The sequence below is a fragment of the Psychrobacter sp. CMS30 genome, from assembly GCF_904846565.1.
Taxonomy (GTDB): domain Bacteria; phylum Pseudomonadota; class Gammaproteobacteria; order Pseudomonadales; family Moraxellaceae; genus Psychrobacter; species Psychrobacter maritimus.
The window spans coordinates 1-15,045 of sequence record NZ_CAJHBF010000009.1 but is presented as its reverse complement, the minus strand read 5'-3'; the positions used below and the strand labels follow the sequence as shown (position 1 = coordinate 15,045).

Sequence of the window (15,045 nt, the reverse complement as noted above, 5' to 3'; positions counted from 1 at the left end):
TTTTATAGCATCAACCAAAAGGCCTATTGTTTCACGTGAAACAATAGGCCTTAAAATTACGTCAACAGTCGAGCTTAGCTATCAATCAAATAAATCGCCAATCTTTTTAAAGAATGATTTTTTATGTGGTGACTGCTGATGCTTGCTGTCGCCATCAAGTGTATCTTGGAACTGGCGCAACAGGTCTTTTTGCTCGCGCGTTAGGTTCACTGGGGTTTCGATAACCACACGGCAAATCAAATCACCTTTCATAGTCGTACGTACTGGCGTCACGCCTTTACCGCGTACACGCAACAATTTACCACTTTGCGTACCTTCGGCAACCTTGATTTTCACTTTGCCATCTAGGGTTGGGATTTCAACTTCTTTACCGAGTGCCGCATCGGTGATACTAACAGGCACATCCATATAGAGGTCGGCGCCTTGACGGGTAAAGACATCATGCGGTTTCACGCGTACTTCGACGTATAAATCGCCGTTCTGTACACCAGCGCCACCTGCCTCGCCTTCACCTGCTAGGCGGACGCGGTCACCATCATCGACGCCCGCTGGAATAGACACTTCAAGCGTACGTGATTTGTCCTTAACGCCATTACCATGACAGTCAGAGCAAGGATTTTTAATCTGTTTACCAGAGCCGCCACAATGTGGGCACGCTTGCTGTACGGCAAAGAAGCCTTGCTGCATACGTACTTGACCTTGACCATGACAGGTCTGACAAGTGACAATATCAGAGGCATCTTTGGCGCCCTTACCATCACAAGTATCACAAGGCGCAGGAGCCGTAAAGCTGATTTCTTTTTTGCAGCCACGTACCGCTTCTTCTAGCGTCAGCTCAATGACATAACGCAGGTCTGAGCCGCGACGTGAACGTCCACCGCCGCCACGCGACTGACCAAAGATATCGCCAAAGTTACCAAAGATATCACCAAAGATATCTTGGAAATTGCCACCGCCGCCGCCGAAACCACCACCGCCCATGCCGTTTTCAAACGCAGCATGACCCATACGGTCATAAGCTGAGCGTTTTTCTTCGTTGCTCAGTACTTCATAAGCCATCGATGCTTCTTTGAACTTATCTTCAGCATCAGGATCTTCAGAGTTACGGTCTGGATGGTATTTCATGGCCAGCTTGCGGTAGGCTCGCTTAATTTCCTTGCTATCAGCAGTCTTACTGACACCTAATATTTCATAAAAATCGCGCTTACTCATGGGCTCTCCTATCGTCTTCACAGTCCACCGGTCGGTCGATTCATCAACCCGAGTCAATCACCCTACTTATCATTCTACCTACACTCGCACTAAAAGGTTTCACATGAAACATAGCGAAATACGTGGCGGCAAAGAGGATGATTTATGAATCTTGCAAGCGAATACGGCGGGATGCTGCTTAGCCAAATCAATTTATTAAAAGTTTGCGCTATTTATGGAGATGCCAACATGATTTATCAAGCGCTTGGATGCTGAAATTCTGACTTATGAGGTTTTAAGCCTGCTAAAAAAGGTTTTATTAAGAATTGAGCAAAGGTTTTTATACCTTTATAAAGGCTGGCCATGCTAATATTTAGCGCCATATTGATGGGGGTTTAAATCCTATTTTTGAGATTTACCGTCATTCCGTTTGCGCTAAGGTAGCAATTTTTATGAAAAAGCTGATTGTTTTATTGATTGTCATTGCAGTCGCTGTCTATGGCGGCTCGCCTTACTACAGCGCCTATCAGCTGAAAAATGCCTATGATGCTAAAGATGGCGCGACTATCGCGGCGGCGATTGATTATGAACAGGTACGTCCAAGTATCCAAAATCAGCTGACCAGCCAGTTTGCGCTAACCATGACCAAATATCCACTGGTTGCGGAACTTGGCGGCGCGCCATTAACGGAAGCGGCCAATGGCTTTATCACCCAAGCAGTCGATGGCGCCATTACCCCGCAAAATATCGAAAAACTGATTAATACCCAAGGTCAGGCCAATACCGCGACCAAGGAGCTTGCCGCCGCATGGGCAATCGCCAGTAATCAAGTCGATTTAAAAAACCTGATTCAAAACTTAATCATCAATCGCGGCGACGTTAATGCAGTCGTCAAAAACCAGATGCAGCAAATCATGCAAAAACAAGCGGCGGAACTGGAACAACAAGCAGCGCAAGGTACGGATAGCGATAAGCCAACACTGAGCTATTGCGGTATTAATTGCTTTACTATCAGCGGTCAGGTTAAAGGTTATCCGCTTACTATCGAGATGCAGCGAGATGGTTTGATAAATTGGCAAATCGTTGATATCGTCTTGCCGCAATAGCTGTTGCCACAATAGGTTGGCTAGAACCAATTATTAATTGCAATAAGAAAAACTGCCCTATGAACATAGCTCATAGGGCAGTTTTTTAATATTTATTTATCATGCAATAGAATTCTTAATAATCAGAATTCTTAATAATTTACTCTACGCCCAAAAACTCTAAAAACTCAGGGTTCTCAAAGCTTGCTTGATACAGCACGCCATCTTCACGATAAATAGCAGGCGTTGCCATTACCGCAAGCCCTGCCGCTTTTTCACGATTAGGAGTCACATAATCGACGTTACAACTTGCTGGTGCAGGGGTCATCTCTCCCTTTAACATTGCCTTATCAAAAGCGCTGCGACGACTGTCTTCATTGCTCTGACACCAGATAGCGCGCATTTGCTTGGGCGACTGCTCATATATCGGATAACCGATGGTTTTTACCGTCACACCTTTGGCATTGAGCATGGGCAGCTGTTGATGCAAGCGGCGGCAGTATGGGCAATTGACATCATTGGCCACATAAATGACCGCTTTTTCAGGGCCGGTCGCTGGATAATTAATCAGCTGGCTGTCATCTAAGGTCGCAAATACCGATTGATTTTTACGCTTTTCAAACTCTTGATCGAGGCCAATAAACTGACCGTTTTCAATCACTGATATCTCGCCATCGGTAATATACTGCGCATCATCTGATAACAAGAAAGGTACGCCTTCCAATGTTGCGCCCCAAATGACGCCCGGTACGGCGGTATAAAAGAACGGTGTTTTGGCACCCATGTTTTTCAGCGCATCCATATTGGCGAGGATGGCAGATTTGACGCTGGCGCTAACCGGTTTACCAACTTGTGCACTGCTGCTACGCGCTGGCGTTTTGATCACTACGCGCTTACTTGGGTTCTTTTGCAGCTCGCCTTGAATGACATATTTGCCATCTTCGGTAATATGTAGCGGCGGCTGTCCTGCCAAATTCACCTGATACATATTGGGCAATTTAGATACTACGATAGAATTGATTTGCGTTTTGATACCAGCTTTAGTCAGCAGTTGGCGTAATTGACTATCGACAGACTTGGTTATGCTGCCAGCCGCTTGGGCGGTCTGAGGCGCTTGGCTGGTATTTTTCTTGATAGCGTCAGTGGCGCTTGGCTGCGCACAAGCGGTGGTCGTCAGCAATATGGCGCTGATTAAGCTGGCAGATTTTAATACAGGTAATTTCACAGAGACAGTCCTATTGGTTTTTAATAATAGTTGCGTAGTAATCTAAAAAGAAGAACCGCTATATTTAATAATAAGGATTTTCAAATTCACCTTATTAATAAAGACAACCATATTATGTAAAAACATAGATTAAAAATAATAAACAGACTGTAGCACATGGGATGATTTTGCAAAGCCTTAAGCTGTCAATTTTGCAAAACTGCTACTGAGCTTTAAGAGATAGGCAACACAGACAGCTGACAGAAATAACCACGGCAAACGATAAGCAGCAAAAAGCAGCGCACTTTTCAGTGGCTGCTCTTTTTAGAAAAATATTTTAATAATTCATTTTAATGATTTAACAAAGCTTAAATTTAGAATTTAGCCACTTCTTCTGGCGTTAGGAAACGACTGTCGCCTTTATCCAAACCGTCTAAAGTGATATGACCAATACTGGCGCGATGCAGCTCGGTGACTCTGTTGCCAAAGTAACCCATCATACGTTTTACTTGGTGATATTTACCCTGCTCCAAGGTTAAACGCGCATGGGTTTCATCGATGAACTCAAGAATCGCAGGCTTGGTTTCTTCGTGCTCGCCTTCTAATAAGATACCTTCAGCCACTTCTTTAACAGCATTGGCTTGAGCGTCGCTGTCCATCGCTTCAGCTAAGGTCAGCTCATAAATTTTGGCATGCTCATGTTTGGGGCTGGTGACACGGTGCAACCATTTGCCATCATCACTGATAAGCAACGCACCCGTGGTATCGACATCGAGTCGACCCGCAATACGTAAGCTGCCAAGCTCTGGTACGGCAATCAGCTCAGTGACGATAGGATGTTCTTTAACCTTTAAGGTACATTCAAAGCCTTCAGGCTTATGCAGGAGGATATAACGATTGCCAGCCGCAACTGACAATGGCTCGCCTGCCCACATCACTTCATCATTGACTATATCGACGTGCAACCCCGGGTCTTTGACCACAGTATCATTTACCGTCACCTCACCGGCGTGCAGAATCTTTTTTGATTCTTTACGCGACAGCTCAGTGGCTTTACTCAGAAATTTATCTAGACGCATACTATTTACTACCATCCGTTTTATGTGACCCACCCTAAATCAGAAGCCAACGTCATTAGCATTCAAGCGTGACCTGCTCGTTATCTTCACTGGTTAGAAATGGTACTATAATAAAAAATTAATGAACACTGTGCCAAATACGGACCACAGTGAAAGTCAGACCAGTTTACCATATCCAACCTAAGCCTGATGAAATATGAGCTATCAAACGCTAAAACATGCCGTCACTACTCGTTTGGAAATTAAAAAATCCGACTTTATTACTTATGCTTATCCTGTGACCTCGCGTGAGCAGGCGATGTTTCACGTGGAACAACTACGTCAGCAATATGCCGATGCCCGCCATCACTGCTGGGCGTATATCATCGGTGACCCTAATAATACCACCAGTGCCGGCTTTGATGACGATGGCGAGCCCAATGGTACGGCAGGAAGACCGATATTAAATGTCTTACAGCATAAATCTATCGGTAACGTCATTGTCATCGTGGTGCGTTACTTTGGTGGTATCAAATTGGGTGCAGGCGGTCTCACCCGCGCTTATGCTGGCTCTGCGCAAGCGGCCGTCGATGAGATGGTTTTGCTACCGTATGTTCCAATGGCACAAGTACAAATATTGGCAGAATTTGCCACTGAAGCGCAGTGCCGTTATGTAGTAGAAAGCTTAAATGGCAGTATCGATGATGTGACTTATAGTAAGCAAGTGACATTAACCGTAACGCTCGCTGAGGCAGATATCGACAGCTTAAAAGAACGTCTGGCGATGGATGGGCGTATCTTGGATAAACCATAAGAAATGCATATTTTGATTAGCTGTTTTTAACGAACTATTTTGAGTAGCATTGTTTTGAATAATATTGTTTTGAATAATATTGTTTTGATTAACATTGTTTTGAGTAACATTGTTTTGAGTAACCATGCGTTCACTGAAAATCATTGGTTTTAATCTTGGCAGTCGGTATGATAAGTCACTGTTTTTTATAACAACTCATATAAGACTGACCTATGCCAACTTCAAAACCAACCAAACCTTTCGCGCCCGCGCCGTTTAAACCACCCTTTTGGCTGAGCAACCCGCATTTGCAAAGCATCTTGCCGAAGTTTTTTGCGCCCAAGACGCCAAGCTACCGCCGTGTGATTAAGCAAGATTCATTGTGTGAAACTGATATCGCTTATGACTTTTACGATGCCCATCCTGTCCAATATTTAGAAGATTCAGAAAACGGCAAACTTGAGCAAACACCATTAATCGTGTTATTTCATGGCATGGAAGGCAGCAGCGACAGTCATTATGCGCGCGCGTTAGCCTATCAGATGCATGCGCAAGGCTGGCACTTTGTTGTGGCGCACTTTCGCAGTTGTGGCGGCATTCCTGCTAACGGTCGTGTATTTTATAACGCTGGCGACACGGGCGAGGTGCATCATATGTTAGAAAACTTGCGCGAAAATTACGCGCATATTTATGCGGTAGGCGTATCACTTGGCGGCAATGCGTTGGCAAAATATATGGGCGAATATGGCGATAACGCGCTATGCGATGGCGCAGTCGTGATTTCTGCGCCGGTCGATATGTCGTCCGCTGCGATTACCATGCATAGCTTTTTGAGCCACCGAATTTATACACCGTATTTGCTCAATCCAATTATTAAAAAAGCACTGGCTAATGATTTAAGCCAAGATGAGATTAACTCTATCAAAGCGGCCAATCGCATCAGTGATTTTGACGATATTTTCACCGCCCCGCGTCATGGCTATCGCTCCAAAAATGACTATTATCACTCATCCTCTGCCTTGCCATACCTAAGGGATGTCACGCGCCCGCTACTACTCATTAGCGCCAAAGATGACCCCTTTATTGGTTTTACCGCCACGCCAAACGATGTCTCGGACAGTGTCACTATTTTAGATACCGAACACGGTGGTCATATCGGTTATTTGCGTTATCGTTCAGACAGTCAGGCAAAAAACGCCCAATCGACTAACGCCCAATCAACTAATGATAATGCTAAAACCAAGCAAGCGGGCAACAATGGTAAAAAAGCAAAAACCTCAAAATTCGATATCAATTGGATACCCGAAACCGTCAGTGCTTATTTTAAGCATATTGGTGTAGCGTCTAAGACTTATAATAACGATTGATAATCTGGCAAACCGCAATTCTATTATTTAAACTTTAACCCTTTGAGACTGTGCTATGTATCCATTTATCCGTTATGCCAGCACCATCGCCCATGCCGCGCTACAAGTAAAAAAAGGCAATACCTTAACGTTTAAAGATACCAGCGAGATTACCTTTCGCTGTCGTTTGACGGACATTGATAATTTTTTAGAGATGAATAATGGACGCGTGCTGACCCTTTATGATTTGGGGCGTACTGACTTTGCAGTACGGAGCGGGCTTGGTAGCCAACTGCTTAAGCAGCGTTGGGGTTTGGTCGTCGCTGGTAGTACCATCCAATATCGCAAACGCATTCGCGCCTTTGATAAAGTCACGATGAAAACTCATATCGTCGGTTTCGATGAGCGCTGGATATATATCGAGCAGTCGATGTGGGTAAAGGGCAAACCTTGCTCATCGGCCCTACTGCGTACCGGCGTCACCGAAGGCGGCAAAGTCATCGAGACCTCGCGTATCTTAGCAGCGTTAGACCAAGCGGATTGGCAGCTACCGCCGAGCGGCTATGTGGCAGAATGGATAGTCAGTGATGCCGACCGCCCGTGGCCGCCGCAAGCTTAAAGCCAATTATTCAACGGTATTGGTAAGTCACAAGCAAATATTCACAACTACGTAACCTTATAACTACTGTATAGCTACTATTTTCTAACAAGACATTATATAAATACATATAGTAAATGTTAGGATAGTAGTGAGTTCCCTACTCAACTGAATACTTTTAAATTAAAAAACAGTCTAATAAGGAAAATAACATGGTTAATAATACGGATTATGTCGGAACATTATTTGATAATAGTGACTCAAACCCAAGTAAAATCACCTTAGCCTTTACCATGGCAGGTGTCGCGCTGAAAAAAGGGCACTCTGCCTCAGTGATATTAATGGTAGATGCGGTACATTTGGCATTACCGAACGCTTTAGATGATGTCAATATTGGCGCGCCATTTGAACCTGCGGGCGAATTGCTCGAAGCTTTTATTGAAAAAGGCGGTCAAGTATTGGTCTGCGGCGCCTGTATGAAACACAATGGCGTAGAAGAATCTGCCATTGATAAACGCTTTACGGTCATCAGTGGTGATGATGTGGTTGAGCTGCTGATGAATGCGAAAGGTTCTTTGCAGTTGAACTAAATTGCAGTTAAATTAAGCATTTAAGCTAAGCAAATAGTTTATAAAAATGGGTCAGCTTTTTAATTATCTTTTGATAATTAAAAAGCTGACCTATTTTTTGCATTAAATTCTAAGCTTTAAACCTTGTTTTAATCTTTAATTATTAGCATTAGCAACAGTCTTATAGTCAAAGCCCACCCTTCCTATTCAGCAACTAAATACACATTATCTAACACGTACTCCATTCAGCTTTGCTAAAGTAAGTCATGCAAACCTCCTCATAAAATAACAAGGAAGCCGGTCATGACCTTATTAAATGCCTTTGATTTAACCTACCCTATCGTGCAAGCACCGATGGCAGGTGCCACCACGCCTGAGCTGGCAGCAACAGTCAGTAACTTTGGTGGACTAGGGTCATTAGGAAGTGGCACGACGGCGCCAGATGTTTTAAATGACCATATTAATACTCTCAAATCGCTCACCAACCGCCCTTTTATGATTAATCTAATGGTGTTATCCGAGCATGATTCTAATACCTTGGACAGTCCAATTCCTGCTTGGCTAACTAAGTACTATCAAGAACAAAATATCGAAATGGCGCTACCTAAACGTCCTGCGCTAAGCTTTGTAGAACAACTACAAGTGCTGTATGACAATCCGGTTCCTGCCGCTAGCTTCACCTTTGGTATTATCAGCGCCGAGCAAGTTAAGCGTTTAAAAGATTTGGGTACGCGCGTCATCGGTACTGCCAATCATCCATTGGAAGCAAAAGTATGGGCGGAGATTGGCGTCGATGCGGTATGTGTACAAGGCGTAGAAGCTGGCGGCCATCGCGGTGGCTGGTTGCCACAAAGCGCAAACGATCCAATGGGATTATTGACGCTGATTAGTCAAACGCGGGCTTGTACTGATATTCCTTTGATTGCAGCAGGCGGGATTATGACGGGGCAAGCTATCAAGGCGATTCAAACAGCAGGTGCTGAGCTGGCGCAAATAGGCACGGCATTTTTGACCACAGATAAATGTGGCATCAATGATATTTATAAACAAGCGCTACTCGATGCCAGTCAAGATAAGCGCAGTAGCGAGACACGTTTAACGCGGCTATTCTCAGGTAAGCAAGCACGCGGGTTGTTAAACGATTATCTGCGTAACTTTGGCCAGTTTGAAAGCGCGCATGAGCTACCGCCCTACCCGCAATTAAATGCCATGACCAACGACTTACGTGCTCATGCGAAAAACAACCTCGATGCAGAACATCAATCTTTATGGGCAGGACAAGGGGTAGCTTTGGTCAGGCAAGAGAGCACGATTGAATTACTAGAGCGACTGGTAAAAGATTTATAGTTTAATTAAGGTAGGCTGAGTTTTTAACCCAGCCTACCTTAATTAAACCAACTTATTCAATCGAGATTATTACTTATTAAGCTTTTCACGAAATGCTTTATAGTCATCCGCAGTCTTATCAAGTGCTTCGACCATCGGTACATGACCAACTTCTGGCATCATAATGACTTCTGATTGCGGGATGATTTCTTTTATCAGCTTGACCGTTTCGGGCTTGATGATCTGATCTTTTTCGCCCCATACTACCAACGTCGGAATCTTATATTGTGCAATAACTTTGGCACGCTCTTCGACATTATCGGTGACGATTTGCTCGAGGATTTTGGCGTGCAGTTCTTTATTAGCGATACGTTCTTGGGCAAATACCGCTTTAACTGACTTGGGCAAATATGGCGGCTTATACATGACAAAATCGTACATCTTGTAGAAGTCTTCATTACTATTAATCAGCAGCGGATTGTTCTCTAACGTTGCGCCTGCAAGTGCTTCGTGAATACCTGCTGACCAAAACCCTGCACTATCGACCAACCATAAGCTTTTGACCTCTTTAGGATAAAGCGCGGCATAAGCGACACTGATAGCGCCGCCCATCGAGTTGCCACCGACATGAATATTGGCTGCTAGGCCTTTAGCTTGGAGCAGCTCGTGTAAGCGCACGGCTTGGGCCTCCGAGCGATAATCGGCGCTCATCGGTTTGCTCGACTCACCAAAACCAAGTAAATCAGGAATGATCAGATGATAGCCTTCTAACTGACGCGCGATACGGGTAAAGTTGTCTTTATTACCGCCGAAACCATGAATCAGTAATAAAGGCTCGCCAGTAACGTTGCCGTTTTCTGCATAGACCATCTTATCGCCAGAGGCTAACGTTAGCGATTTGATTTCTAAATCAGACTTGTTACGCTCATATTGAATAATCTTTTGGGTGGTATTGACCGCTAAGGTATTGGGCGCGGTGGTACAACCGACGACTGAAAGACTAAAAAGCGCGGCAAGGCCTAGGCGTTTTAATAGCATCGAAACATCCTTGTTAATAGCTGGCAAAATGAATTAAAAAAGCATAATCCTAACACAAGCTTATTTTAAGTTTAAGCAATCATAGCAATTATCATCCCCTATAAACTGTATGACAATCATATAAAAAATGACAGTTAAATAATCATAGAGTTTGCCGAGGGTTTACAGCTCTCATACAGCTCTAGTAAAGAAGGCACAAGCTTTCTGGTTTATGATAAGCATTTTCGTTCAGTCAGCCCTAAATAACGCAAAAGGATCAACATTGAGTAAAACAAATACCTCCACTGGTAAACAGCGCGACCTCACCGAAGGGTCAATTGCCAAAACGATGCTGCTGTTTGCCTTGCCAACACTTGGATCATCAGCCCTCCAGTCGTTAAACGGCTCGATTAATGCCGTCTGGGTGGGCCGGTTTTTAGGTGAAGAGGCGTTGGCCGCGACGGCGAACGGCAATATCTTGATGTTTATCCTGATCTCCTTCGTTTTTGGTTTCGGTATGGCTTCTACTATTTTGATTGGGCAGGCCATGGGCAGTCGTGACGATGCCATCGTCAAGAGAACCATGGGAACGGCGCTGGGTAGCATTATTCCGATCAGTATATTGGTGTCGGCAATCGGGTGGCTATTTGCTCCCCTGCTTCTTGATTTGCTTGGTACGCCGCCAAGTGCGCTAGACCTTGCCCTGACCTATCTGCGGATGATTTTCATTGCCATGCCCGTCACCCTGACCTTTACGCTGATAATGATGGCACTGCGCGGGACGGGCGATTCTACAACGCCACTTTGGTTTATCATTATATCGGTGATTATTGATCTAATTTTGACGCCGGTACTGATTTTGGGTATAGGTCCGTTTCCCGAATGGGGCATATTTGGCTCGGCATTCGCAACCGCCGTCGCAAACACGCTAGCGCTTATTGGCATGGTCGTAACCCTGTACTGGCGTGGCTCTGTGCTGACACTTAAGTTGCCAGAGCTGCGCTTTTTGCGTGCAGACCGAGATATCCTAAAGTCAATGTTTTCAAAGGGTTTGCCAATGGGTCTACAGATGATCGTCATCTCCTCAGCAGCGTTGACGATGCTATCGTTAATCAACCGCGAAGGCGTACAAACGACGGCGGCTTATAGCGCGACCCAGCAGCTTTGGACCTACGTGCAGATGCCAGCAATGGCGCTAAGTGCCGCTGCTAGTGCGATGGTTGCACAGAACATCGGTGCCAATCAATGGCATAGGGTTGCAGGTATCACCCGTTGGGGGCTTATTTTTAACGTGATATTGACGGGCGCTATGATTGGGGTTCTGAGCATTTTTGATGAAACTATTTTGGGGCTTTTCCTTGGTAGTGACAGCGAAGCGGTGCCAATTGGGCGACATATCCAATTAATGGCGACATGGGGCTTTGTGTTTTTTGGCATAGCGCAAGTGCTGTTCGGCACCATGCGTGCCAATGGCTATGTGATTTGGCCGCTGATCGTTATGGTGATTTCGATGTATCCGGTGCGCCTTGGCTTTGCGTTCGGGCTTTATCCCCTACTCGGCACCGATGCGCTTTGGCTGTCATTTCCAGCAGGCATGGTAGCGACCGCTGTGATGGGAGCAGGACTATATCTGTACGGCGGCTGGCGCAAAGGCAAACACTTGGCCGCAGAGGAAGCCGCGCAAAGGTCTGAGGAGTTTCGCGCACATACCGGCACCAGTGCATCGTTTCGTGATATCTTACCGACCACGGTGTGGAAACTGTCACCTATACGCCGTATCACAAGGTTGCATCGTCGACTACAAAAACGCCTGCAAAAACACCGTATGAGAAGAAAGCATAAACGCTCATCGCGTGGTTTATAGATAGTAAATTCAATTGGTTTAAGCTCAAGTGTTTTAAAATCAATGACTGAGTAAAAAATCCACCGCCGCCGCGGCATGAATAGCGGTGGTATCAAATACGGCTATTGGGCTGTCTGCTTGCTGAATAAGCAGTCCAATTTCGGTACAACCTAAAATGACGCCTTCTGCACCTTTATTCGCTAAGTCTTTAATTACTTGGCTATACTGCCCTTGGCACAGCTCATCATAGATAATCCGATGCACCTCTGCCCGAGCATCATTTTCTGGTATCAAAACTTGCAAACCAGCGTCAATAAGGCGCTGCTTATAAAAGTCTTGCGTCATGGTGAACTGCGTACCCAAGAGCGCAATCTTAGTCAAACCTTGCGCTTGAATAGCTTTAGCTGTGGCATCCGCAATATGAATAATCGGCAGATTGGTCACAGCTTGGACGTCATCGATGACTTTATGCATGGTGTTAGTGGCAATTAATAAGCCTTGCGCGCCAGCAGCTTGCAGACGTTTGCCACTCTTGGCTAATATCGCGCCCATCTCATCCCACGCGCCTTGTGCTTGCAGCTCGCCAATCGGCGCAAAGTCGACGCTATGAATCAGCAAATCCGCTGAATGCAGGTTACCCAGCTTAGCCTTGATGCCCTCATTAATCAGTCGATAATAGCTTTCAGTGCTCTCCCAACTCATCCCGCCGATGATACCTAACGTTCGCTGTTTTTTAGCTGCCATTTCATTGTCCCATTTATTTTTTAATCTTATTTATCGTAGCAAAACCAAACCTCTTTAGTTTGCTATTTTTCGGATATTATTCTTTTTAAAAACAGCAGAGTCGTCGTTAAGATATAACGAATCTTATTATTTATAATAACCATTTTACCTCACCGCCATCACGAGATATCATAGTCGCTGACAAGCACTAGCAATGCGGCATTTCATCCTTTCTCATCGCAACACATCACGTTTACAATACTATTTAAGCGTGGCTCTTATCATGCAGGACAACAGAACGTTATGGCAAAATTCCCGACCGTCAGAATACGCACGCGGCGCAAATACTATCGGCTGATTTTCACCTTTTTAATGGCGCTGATGATGTCGACGATTATCTCGACGGCGTTGCTGCTGATCAATGTAGGATTTGTCGAAGGTTTCTTTACCACGCTGTTTCATTCATGGAAGTATGCCTTTATGGTTGCTTGGCCGAGCGCTTATATCTGTGCCTATTTAATCCAAGAGCACCTGCTAAGCCGCATTGAATTTTATTAGACTCTGTATAAAATTTTGCAAGCTATAAACTTTAGTACATTATGCCGGCGTAAAAACAGCTAAGATAAGCGACAAACTGTTGTTAATCAGAGGCGACTATGAGCCAAGCACGGCGTACTATCGAGCAGTTACTAGATCAAGGTCTTCTTCCCCTTAAAAATACCGAGGCGGCAGCAACGCACCTAGAAGTCTATCCTAGCAAACGCACTTGGCTGATGTTTTTTGATAAAGCGCTGCTGATTATTGGCGCGGTGGCGCTGGTACTATCCCTTGTGTTCTTTATCGCCTATAACTGGCAAAATATCGGCAAGATGGGTAAATTTGCTTTGGTTGAAGGGGCGCTGGTGATTACCATCGCGCTTTACGTAGCACTGTCTTTTAGGAAACTTAGACAACGATTTCAGCTTATTCGGCAGTTATTATTGCTCATTGCTAGCATTATTACCGGTAGCTTATTGGCGCTATTTGGGCAAGTGTATCAAACGGGCGCTGATACCTGGCAGCTGTTTTTTGGCTGGGCGCTATTGATTACGCCTTGGGTTATGATTGCACGTTTCCCTGCGCTTTGGCTGCTGTGGTTAGGCTTAATCAATGCCTGCTTGCTACTCTATTTGGATGTCGCAAATCTGCAATTTATCAACCAGCGCCTGCAAAACGTCTCTCAAGTAGCCATCCTTGCACTATTTAATTTTATTGCCTTTTATAGTTGGCTTATTAGCTGCGACAATAAAAAACCTTACATTGCTAGCAAGTTCTTCAATCGTATTAATCCTAAAAAGTCCACTACTGATATAACCACTAATGACGTTAAGCATACTCTAAATAACTCTAAAACAAACAGCTCACAAACTAAATCCAGCTTGCACTGGAGCACTTATGTCGTCGGTTTATTAAGTACGTTTTTTATGACGTATCTGGCGATTGTCACGGTCTTTGATAATGGCAATATCTGGGCAACACTTATCGCTATCATAGTATGGTTAGGTTGGTGCGGCTTTATGTTTTGGCAATTTTATCAGCGCCGTATTGATTTACTGATGCTGACTTATTTGTCATTTTCTATCATTACTGTGGTGATGTTTTGGGTCGGTAAATGGCTGTTGGATGGTTTTGACGCAGGTGGGTTTTTGATATTAGCCTTGCTACTTATTGGCATGAGCTCGTCGGCAGTTATGTGGCTACGCAAAGTTGCCCGTATCAAGAACGATGACACTGCTCCTCATACTGTAATCAAGGGGAACAGCGATGAACAATGAGATGAATAATAATATCAACCATAACGAACAAAATCATGACTTTTTGCTATTGCAACAGCAGGGACTCATCGATGCGCAAAACGTCAACCATGAGCTTTTAAGTAGTGCTCAATCTGAAGCGCGCAGCCCGTGGTTTATCAGCTTACTTTTTGGTATGAGTGGTATTTTAGCTAGTCTGTTTTTTATAGGGTTTTTGACCTTATTATTAGATAACACCGGTTTGCTGGATAGTACGCTAGCGGTATTTATTATTGGCGGCATATTGAGCGTTATTGGTGGATTCTTATTTTATAACGCGCGCATACGCCATAGCCCTTTTTGGAATAGCTTAGCCTTTGCGATTACGCTAGCAGGTCAAGGTTATATTGCCTATGCTTTACTGGCGAGTGAGATTACAGAGCCACTCAATATAGGGCTATTGCTCCTTGTGCAACTGTTGATGACTGTTGTAATAGCCAATTTTATCCATCGTTTATTG

Annotated in this window: 15 protein-coding genes; 10 read left to right on the top strand and 5 right to left on the bottom strand. The window is 44.6% G+C overall.

Translation table 11 applies throughout. The features are described from left to right. Positions 1–81 precede the first annotated feature (81 nt). A complete protein-coding gene (gene dnaJ / locus JMX94_RS06285) occupies positions 82–1,212 on the bottom strand; it encodes a molecular chaperone DnaJ (RefSeq protein WP_201564224.1) in 1,131 nt (376 codons plus the stop codon). A 431-nt stretch (positions 1,213–1,643) separates the two neighbouring features. Between dnaJ and JMX94_RS06280 the strand changes: the two genes are divergently transcribed. Beyond that, entirely contained in the window at positions 1,644–2,297 is a 654-nt protein-coding gene (locus JMX94_RS06280; protein ID WP_201564222.1) for a DUF2939 domain-containing protein, read from the top strand. A gap of 139 nt (positions 2,298–2,436) precedes the next feature. Here the strand turns inward: JMX94_RS06280 and JMX94_RS06275 are convergent, their stop codons facing one another. Then, positions 2,437–3,501, bottom strand: a complete 1,065-nt coding sequence (locus tag JMX94_RS06275; RefSeq protein WP_201564220.1) for a disulfide isomerase DsbC N-terminal domain-containing protein — start codon at positions 3,499–3,501, stop codon at positions 2,437–2,439. 353 nt (positions 3,502–3,854) lie between these two features. Next, positions 3,855–4,559, bottom strand: a complete 705-nt coding sequence (locus tag JMX94_RS06270; RefSeq protein WP_201564218.1) for a pseudouridine synthase — start codon at positions 4,557–4,559, stop codon at positions 3,855–3,857. A gap of 196 nt (positions 4,560–4,755) precedes the next feature. On the opposite strand from JMX94_RS06270, the gene JMX94_RS06265 reads away from it, so the two are divergent. The 5 genes from JMX94_RS06265 (at position 4,756) to JMX94_RS06245 (ending at position 9,191) form a co-directional block, all read left to right on the top strand. Next, a complete protein-coding gene (locus JMX94_RS06265) occupies positions 4,756–5,352 on the top strand; it encodes a YigZ family protein (protein ID WP_201564216.1) in 597 nt (198 codons plus the stop codon). A 212-nt stretch (positions 5,353–5,564) separates the two neighbouring features. Then, a complete protein-coding gene (locus JMX94_RS06260; protein ID WP_201564215.1) occupies positions 5,565–6,698 on the top strand; it encodes a YheT family hydrolase in 1,134 nt (377 codons plus the stop codon). Between the two features lie 55 nt (positions 6,699–6,753). Next, a complete protein-coding gene (locus JMX94_RS06255; protein WP_201564213.1) occupies positions 6,754–7,296 on the top strand; it encodes an acyl-CoA thioesterase in 543 nt (180 codons plus the stop codon). Positions 7,297–7,487: 191 nt separating this feature from the next. Further along, positions 7,488–7,865 carry a DsrE family protein gene (locus tag JMX94_RS06250; RefSeq protein ID WP_183619325.1) on the top strand — a complete coding sequence of 126 codons (378 nt, stop codon included), beginning with the start codon at positions 7,488–7,490 and terminating at the stop codon, positions 7,863–7,865. A gap of 282 nt (positions 7,866–8,147) precedes the next feature. After that, entirely contained in the window at positions 8,148–9,191 is a 1,044-nt protein-coding gene (locus tag JMX94_RS06245) for a nitronate monooxygenase family protein (RefSeq protein ID WP_201564211.1), read from the top strand. Positions 9,192–9,260: 69 nt separating this feature from the next. Here JMX94_RS06245 and JMX94_RS06240 read toward each other — a convergent pair whose 3' ends face one another. Continuing rightward, a complete protein-coding gene (locus JMX94_RS06240; RefSeq protein ID WP_201564209.1) occupies positions 9,261–10,208 on the bottom strand; it encodes an alpha/beta hydrolase in 948 nt (315 codons plus the stop codon). A 262-nt stretch (positions 10,209–10,470) separates the two neighbouring features. On the opposite strand from JMX94_RS06240, the gene JMX94_RS06235 reads away from it, so the two are divergent. Then, positions 10,471–12,051, top strand: coding sequence for an MATE family efflux transporter (locus JMX94_RS06235; RefSeq protein ID WP_201564207.1), 1,581 nt, complete (start codon positions 10,471–10,473; stop codon positions 12,049–12,051). A 39-nt stretch (positions 12,052–12,090) separates the two neighbouring features. Here JMX94_RS06235 and JMX94_RS06230 read toward each other — a convergent pair whose 3' ends face one another. Continuing rightward, positions 12,091–12,774 (bottom strand): aspartate/glutamate racemase family protein, encoded by a 684-nt coding sequence (locus tag JMX94_RS06230; RefSeq protein WP_201564205.1) that lies wholly within the window; start codon positions 12,772–12,774, stop codon positions 12,091–12,093. Between the two features lie 282 nt (positions 12,775–13,056). Between JMX94_RS06230 and JMX94_RS06225 the strand changes: the two genes are divergently transcribed. From JMX94_RS06225 to JMX94_RS06215, 3 genes are all read left to right on the top strand, one after another. After that, the gene (locus tag JMX94_RS06225; protein ID WP_149490298.1) at positions 13,057–13,311 is read left to right on the top strand and encodes a DUF2798 domain-containing protein; all 255 of its coding nucleotides are present in this window, start codon (positions 13,057–13,059) and stop codon (positions 13,309–13,311) included. A 98-nt stretch (positions 13,312–13,409) separates the two neighbouring features. After that, positions 13,410–14,567: a DUF2157 domain-containing protein gene (locus JMX94_RS06220; protein ID WP_201564203.1), complete on the top strand. Its 1,158-nt coding sequence runs from the start codon at positions 13,410–13,412 to the stop codon at positions 14,565–14,567. Continuing rightward, the coding region (locus tag JMX94_RS06215; protein WP_201564201.1) for a DUF4401 domain-containing protein at positions 14,557–15,045 on the top strand (489 nt) is incomplete at its 3' end. The genes JMX94_RS06220 and JMX94_RS06215, both read left to right, overlap by 11 nt.

Coding starts and splice junctions, on each gene's coding strand:
- JMX94_RS06255 (WP_201564213.1), top strand. CDS start 6,754: ATGTATCCATTTATCCGTTATGCCAGCACCATCGCCCATGCCGCGCTA.
- JMX94_RS06220 (WP_201564203.1), top strand. CDS start 13,410: ATGAGCCAAGCACGGCGTACTATCGAGCAGTTACTAGATCAAGGTCTT.
- JMX94_RS06260 (WP_201564215.1), top strand. CDS start 5,565: ATGCCAACTTCAAAACCAACCAAACCTTTCGCGCCCGCGCCGTTTAAA.
- dnaJ (WP_201564224.1), bottom strand. CDS start 1,212: ATGAGTAAGCGCGATTTTTATGAAATATTAGGTGTCAGTAAGACTGCT.
- JMX94_RS06270 (WP_201564218.1), bottom strand. CDS start 4,559: ATGCGTCTAGATAAATTTCTGAGTAAAGCCACTGAGCTGTCGCGTAAA.
- JMX94_RS06240 (WP_201564209.1), bottom strand. CDS start 10,208: ATGCTATTAAAACGCCTAGGCCTTGCCGCGCTTTTTAGTCTTTCAGTC.
- JMX94_RS06280 (WP_201564222.1), top strand. CDS start 1,644: ATGAAAAAGCTGATTGTTTTATTGATTGTCATTGCAGTCGCTGTCTAT.
- JMX94_RS06250 (WP_183619325.1), top strand. CDS start 7,488: ATGGTTAATAATACGGATTATGTCGGAACATTATTTGATAATAGTGAC.
- JMX94_RS06265 (WP_201564216.1), top strand. CDS start 4,756: ATGAGCTATCAAACGCTAAAACATGCCGTCACTACTCGTTTGGAAATT.
- JMX94_RS06230 (WP_201564205.1), bottom strand. CDS start 12,774: ATGGCAGCTAAAAAACAGCGAACGTTAGGTATCATCGGCGGGATGAGT.
- JMX94_RS06225 (WP_149490298.1), top strand. CDS start 13,057: ATGGCAAAATTCCCGACCGTCAGAATACGCACGCGGCGCAAATACTAT.
- JMX94_RS06245 (WP_201564211.1), top strand. CDS start 8,148: ATGACCTTATTAAATGCCTTTGATTTAACCTACCCTATCGTGCAAGCA.